The sequence below is a fragment of the Neobacillus drentensis genome, assembly GCF_036966985.1.
In the GTDB taxonomy this organism is placed as follows: Bacteria; Bacillota; Bacilli; order Bacillales; family Cytobacillaceae; genus Neobacillus; species Neobacillus drentensis_E.
This window is the reverse complement of record NZ_JBALSN010000137.1, coordinates 1-7,442: the sequence shown is the minus strand read 5'-3', so window position 1 is coordinate 7,442 and position 7,442 is coordinate 1. Positions and strand designations below refer to the sequence as shown.

The following is a 7,442-nucleotide window of genomic DNA, read 5'->3' as shown; positions in this document are numbered from 1 at the left end:
TTCATTTACGACAGGCTTTCCAGGCGCAGTTACGTCCTTCACCACTACGGTAGTTGCTTCACTTACATTTCCAGCCTTATCTGTAGCAGTAACAACTAATTCCGTTCCCGCTTTTTGGACCGGAATAGTCACAATTAATTGACTATCCTCTCCAACTGTTACTGTACCAATAACTGAGTCTTTTACTTTGACTTCAACTTTAGAACCTACCTCTGCTTTTCCTGTCACAGAGTTATCCTTGTCGGTTACTTCATTTACTACAGGCTTTTCTGGGGCTGTTTTATCTATTACTAGTACTTTGATAATCTCACTTACGTTCCCTGCTTTATCAGTTGCTGAAAGAACTAATTCCATTCCTGCCTTTTGAACCGGAATGATTACATTAAAGTGACCATCCTCGCCAGCAGTGCCCGTGCCAATCACTGTACCATTTACCTTCACTTCTACAGTTGACCCTGCTTCTGCTTGACCGCTTACCGAAGTATCTTTATCGCTTACTTCATTAACGACAGGCTTATCAGGTGCGGTTACATCTTTAACTACCACTTTTTCAGCTTGACTTACATTTCCAGCTATATCCGTTGCTGTGATAACTAGTTCTGTTCCTGCCTTTTGGACCGAAATGGTTAATTTAAATTCATCATCTGCGGCAGCAGTTCCAGTACCAATTACTGTACTACCTACTTTTACTTCTACTTTCGAACCTGCTTCCGCTTCACCTGTAACTAAATAATCTTTATCAGTAACTTCATTTACCTCTGGTTTTTCAGGTGCAATGACGTCTTTTACTAAAAGTCTGGTTGATTTACTCACGTTACCAGCCTTATCAGTAGCTGAAATATCTAATTCCACCCCGGCTTTTTGAACAGGGATATTGACAATAAATTTGCCATCTACACCCGTTTCTCCTGAGCCAATGAGTGTACCAGACCTTTTTACTTCAATTTTAGATCCTGCTTCTGCTTGGCCTGTTATCTTAGCGTCTTTATTATTTACAGCATTTACTTCCGGCTCAAGTGGTGCAGTTTTGTCTGTTACCGTGATACTCTGGTAAGGACTTCCGTTTCCATTTGCATCATAAGCGTATACATGAAGAATGGTTCCGGCTTCTTGTCTCGGAATATTAATGCTAAACTTCCCAGCTTCATCAGCCTTGGCCTCATAGGAAGTAGCTATAATAGTTACACCTACTGTCGCTCCTGCTTCTGCTTGGCCAGTGACTGAAAGGTCTTTGTCTGTTACTTCATTGACGATTGGCACATCCGGTGGGGTCACATCTTTTACGAAAATCTGGTTAATTTCACTTATATTACCAGCCTCATCTGTTACAAATACAGATATGGCAGTTCCAGCGGATTGAATAGGTATTGATACATTGAAGTTCCCTTGCTCATCTGCCTTCCCATTGTATTCAGTTAATCCATACTCAATTAGCCCTACTCTAACTGTAACATTTGCTCCTGCTTCAGTTGTTCCAGATACTTCTTGAGAGCAATCGGTTACTTCATTTACTTGTGGTGTGTTTGGAGCTGTTGCATCTTTTACCACCATAGTAACTGCTTCACTTTCATTTCCCCTAGCATCTGCAGCTATGACCTTAATAGTAGAACCTGCATCTTGAACTGGAATCGCCACTTGATAATTTCCATTTTCATCTGCAAACCCTGTACTCACCAATACCCCATATAGTGGTGAAGTATAGACAACATACACCTTTGCTCCGGCCTCTGTTGTTCCACTAACAGATGTGGATTGGTCATTAATTTCGGTTACTTTTGGTGCGGCAGGCGAAGTTCCATCCAATACAGTTACCGTTCTCACTTCACTAACATTTCCAGCGGTATCTGTAGCTGTTACTTCTATTACCGTTCCTTCCTTTTGTGCTGGAATGGTCACGATAAATTGTCCAGCTTCTCCAACAGTTTGGGTGCCGATGACTGAACCATTCGCTTTAATTTCTACTGCTGATCCAATTTCAGCATCACCTGTTACTGTAGTAGATTGATCGGTTATTTCATTGACAACTGGCTTTTCTGGGGCAGTTGCATCTCTTACCACAGCTCTTGTTGACTCACTTTCATTTTTAGCAATATCCGTTGACGAAATGATCAGTTCAGTTCCCGCTTTTTGAACTGGAATGGCCACGATAAACTTTCCATCTTCTCCAGCGGTTCCTGAGCCAATTACTGAACCATCCACTCTCATTTCTACTGTGGATCCAGCTTCTGCTTCACCAGTTACAGTAGTAGATTGGTCAGTTACTTCATTGACAACTGGCTTTTCTGGAGCGGTTACGTCCTTCACCACTACAATTTCAGCAAGGCTTACATTTCCAGATTTATCTATACTCGTAATAAATAATTTAGATCCTGCTTTTTGCAGTGGAATTTCCACAGTAAATGTACCATCTACTTCAGCAGTATCTGTTCCAACTATCATATCTTCAACTTTAATTTCAACTTTACTTTCTGGTTCTGCTTGGCCTGTGATTGAAGTGTCTTTATCGGTCACTTCATTTACCACAGGCTTTTCTGGAGGAGTCTTGTCTAACACTACTAAGCTAGTAGACTCACTGATATTACCAGCCTGATCTATTGATATTATGGTTAAGTCTGTTCCTGCTTTTTGAACCGGAATATCTATAGTAAAATTCCCATCTACTCCTGCTACTCCCGTGCTAATAACCTGACCATTGAATTTAACTTCAATTCTAGATCCAGCCTCTGCTTTGCCTTGCACAAAATCATTTTGGTCAGTTACTGGATTCACAATTGGCTTCACAGGTACAGTGAAATCCTTCACCGCTATAGTAACTTCGTGGCTCACATTCCCTACTGAGTCTGTTGCAGTGATAACTAAATCCGTACCTGCTTTTTGAGGCAGAATATTCGCTATAAACCAGCCTTCCTCATCAGCCGTTACTTTCGCAATGACAAAACCATTGGCTTTTACAATAATCGTTGACGCTGCTTCTGCTTGACCACTAACAGTATTATCTTTGTCAGTTACCTCATTCACGATTGGACCATCAGGTGCGGTTACATCTTTTACCACGATTGTTTCAGCATCACTAACGTTTCCAGCTTGGTCTATAGACGTGAAAACTAACTTCGTTCCAGCTTTTTGAACTGGGATGTGTATGAGGAAGTTTCCATCAGAACCAACTGTAGTCATGACAATCAGTTTTCCATCTGCTATTATCCTAATCTTAGAAGATGCCTCTGCTTTTCCACTAATAGAAGTATCTTTATCCGTTACTTCATTTACCACAGGCTTATCTGGAGCAGTTACATCCTTAACCACAACCTTTGTAGCTTCACTTTGATTTCCATAAGGATCATACGCATAAACACTAATCTCTGTTCCGGCTTGTTGTTTTGGAATAGCAATAAAGTACTTTCCATCTTCAGCTACTTGAGCCCCGCCAAGCCATTGACCGTATGCTTTTGCAACCACGTTTCCATTTGGTTCTGCGGTTCCAGTAATAATGATTTTATTATCTCCAACTGGATCAACTATAGGAGCGGCTGGCGGTATATTATCTACAACGGTTATATACCGTTCAACACGGGTAGTATTCCCTGCTTTATCCGAAACTGAATAAGTAACGCGATAAGTTCCTGGCTTACTTGTATCTACTGCCCCACCAGTTTGGATTAGCGATGTAATCTCCCCATCAACATTATCTGAAGCTACTACACCTTCTGTAGGTTCAAAAGTCGTATATATGTTAACAGATTTATCCTCAACACCTGTTATAACTGGTGATTGATCATCTGCCACATGAATAACAACTTTATAATACTTCGTGTTCAAGTTACTTGAAGTTACTTTTAAAATAAAAACATTTTCACCTTGTACAAGGCTCTGATAACCAGCACCTTCGACAAGAGCTTTCCTATCCTGTGTATCTGCATTTAAATAAACATACCTAACATGACTTGGCAGATAAGTAGTATAGGTCCCGATATCAGAGGAGAATTCATAATTGAATGAATACCCAACCCCATCGCTGCTAGCCGAGACGTTTGCCAAATTGGCGTTTGAAGGATCACTTATATAAAACACTTCTTCTTTCGAGTAAGTAATCTCATTACCCGCAAAGTCCACTACATTAGTTAACAGGCCGCTAACAATCCCTTTTTGTCCTTCTTTGATCTCATAATAGAGTTCGTATTGGTTCCCATTACTTCCCTGAACCTCACTCATGACATACTCTTCGTCGTTAATTCCGCCGGATAATTTAATTTTCACACCGGGTTTCACTGATTCAGTAAAGGTAGCAATAATATGAGCATAGTCCCCTGCTGCATAATCTTGATTTTCCGATTCAACTGATAAAAGGTCTGGATTAACCCCGTCTGCCTGAAACACGTTTCCTATTGTTGTTCCCGGCATTGTATTTCCAAATAAATCCTCAACTCCATTAAAGGCTGTATAGACTTGACCTTGGTCCCCATCTTTCACAACATATTCATAAGTAAATACAGTGGAGTTACTTCCTTCTACCTCGGTCATAGATAAACCCGGCAGGCTGACACCATTTACTAATGAAAGAGTAAAACTCGGTTTGACTGGTTCACTAAATTTAGCAGTTAATAAAACTCGGTCACCCGTTTTAGCAACAGACTGTGAAGCAGTAACACTGACATCCGGTCTAATGCCATCGACTGAAAATAGGTTGTTGCTCACATATTCCTTACTAAGACTATTATTGATATCGTAAGCTTCGGTAATATGCGCATTTACAGTTCCTGATATTCCTTCTGGGACTCTGTAGTTTGCAGTATACTGTTTACCGTTACTTCCAGAAACCTCATTCATAATTGTAGGAGCCATTTGTGCCCCTCCATCGAGTGACAGCTTGACACCATTTTTTATCGTTTCTGAAAAATTAGCCGTAATGGTAACATCATCACCCATTTTCGCTTTTTCTTTAGAAACAATCAGCGAGCTTACAGGGGCAACTCTATTTTGCTTTGTAAATACGCTTCTTTCCTTATAAGTCAGAAACCGTGATCCATTAGCAGTTTCTACATCATTAAGAGAAACATCAATGGCTCCCTCAAAGTGATTATATGGAACGGTATACGTATAGATATATTTCGTCCCGTTACTTCCAGCTACCTCCGTCATTTGAGTGTCAGCTAAGTATTCCGCCCTACCTAAAGCTAATTGAAATCCAGGTTTAACACTCTCATAGAAAGTAACGGTTATTGATACTTTATCACCAGGAGAGGCAACCGTTTTGGAAGCCCTTATAGATTGAAGAGGAATAACCCTGAAAAAATCATTCTCAGTTACGGCTTGATCAAAGAAATCCGCTGTCCCAGGGAAGTTAACATTTACAATTCCACTATCTGCCGGCTGCACTTTATAGGTGTATTCAAACTCTCCATCTGCAACCTGTGTCATTTCTTGATTAGCTAAATTAACACCGCCGTTTAAGGAAACAAGAGAATTAGAAACAGTATAAAAATTTCCGGTAGAAAGTTTAATTCTCACTTCATCATTGGGCTTTACAATTCTTTTGTTGATACTATATTGAGGTTTAAAGATTTCACTTGGCAGTTTACTAGAATCCGTATTAATGACGGTCCCATCTTTTTTCAAACCAAGAGTAGTTGAAATACCAGCAGAGATAGCATCGATATCTTTCCATTCCGTTATATTTAATTGTCCTGCTTGATTATTACCTACTGCAACAACAGTGCCGTCCTTTTTTAAACCAACCGATTGGTTGTATCCTGCGGAAATAGCCCCAATATTGGTCCAGCCGGATACATTAAGCTGACCGTATTTATTATTACCAACAGCTACTACAGTTCCATCCGATCTTAACCCCAGAGAAAAATCTAAGCCTGCAGCGATCGCAATAATATTTCTCCAACTACTCACATTAAGTTGGCCATAGCTATTGTTACCGCTGGCTACGACGGTACCATCTCTTTTTAAACCGAGAGTATGACCGCCAAAAGATGAAACTTGGACTATATCCGTCCAATCAAGGCTCATAGAGCCGCCATTTACTGCTCCAACCACTGTTCCATTCTTCTTTACACCAACAATATGAGACTCACCTGCAGCTACAGATACAATATCCGTCCATCCCTTAACGGTATCCCAATTTCCTTGCCCTGCTGTAATAACAGTCCCGTCTTCTTTTAAGCCAACAGAGAAAAACTTTCCTCCTGTGGCTTGAGTAATATTTCTCCAGTCATAAACATTGGATTCTCCTTGTTCGTTACTTCCCGATGAGATAACGGTGCCATTTGCTTTTAAACCAAGATATTGATACCAACCTGTATCTATAGAAGTGATTTCATTCCATACACTTTGTCTGGGAGCCTGTCGACTGTAATAATTTTGTGTTGTGGATACAGTACCATCACTATGTATCCCTGCATAGGTATACCATCCGGCAGATATCGCAACAACATTCTTCCATTGACTAACATCTTGTTGGGCATAATTATATTGGACATCCCCAACTAACACGGCCGTTCCATCACTTTTCAACCCCATAGTGACAAAACCTCCAGCAGAAATGGAAACGATATCCTTCCAACCATATACATTTGTTCGCCCATTAATATTGTTTCCTATAGCGAGAACGGTACCGTCACTTTTCAATCCAACTGTATGCTGGGTTCCAGCAGAAATGGAGACGATGTCTGTCCAATTGCTGACATCGATTTGGCCAAATGTATTTAAGCCAGCTGCCACTACCGTCCCATCTTGCTTTAAGCCAACAATATGAGTTCCACCAGCAGATACAGATACGATATCTGTCCACTCCCTTGCCTGATTTTGACCAAGCGATGTATCACCCGTGATGACTACAGTTCCATCCCTTTTTAAACCTGCGGTAAAATATTGACCAGCTGATACTTGTACAATATCTTTCCAACTACTAACATCTAATTCACCATAATTATTGGTTCCAGCAGCCAGTACAGTTCCATCTTCCTTTAAACCGACAACATGCTCATAACCAGCAGAAATAGACTTAATATTGTCCCAATTTTTCACTTCCAACTGTTCATTGTTAGAGGAACCCAAAGGAAGGACTTGTCCATTCTCCTTTAAAACGAAAGTAAAATAATCATTAGAATCAACCATTCCTTCAAACTGCTTAAAATCCTCTCTTGTAAGATTGGACTCGGCCTTTGTCACATTTTCCCTGAGAACACTTGGTAACCATTCAAAGGGTAGTAAATTAAAAAACATACAAAATAATAGTGCTACACTTAATATTTTCCTCATTCATATTTTCCCCTTTTAAAATCGTATTCTGATCTTTCTAGTCCGATATTCTCCAAAATTAAAATAACTTTATAGTTATTAGATCAATACCTTCACTTCTATTAAAATCGTTTATTCATCTGCCGAATGACATAAATCTTCCAAATGATAAAATAAATTATTATATTATCTTATTT

The 7,442-nt window shown here is 39.9% G+C and carries 1 protein-coding gene; it reads right to left on the bottom strand.

Features of this window, described 5'->3' with window-relative positions; all coding sequences use genetic code 11:
• Positions 1–7,266, bottom strand: a 7,266-nt coding sequence (locus V7659_RS09660; RefSeq protein WP_335539715.1) for an Ig-like domain-containing protein, incomplete at its 3' end; no start/stop codon positions are given.
• Positions 7,267–7,442: the final 176 nt, after the last annotated feature.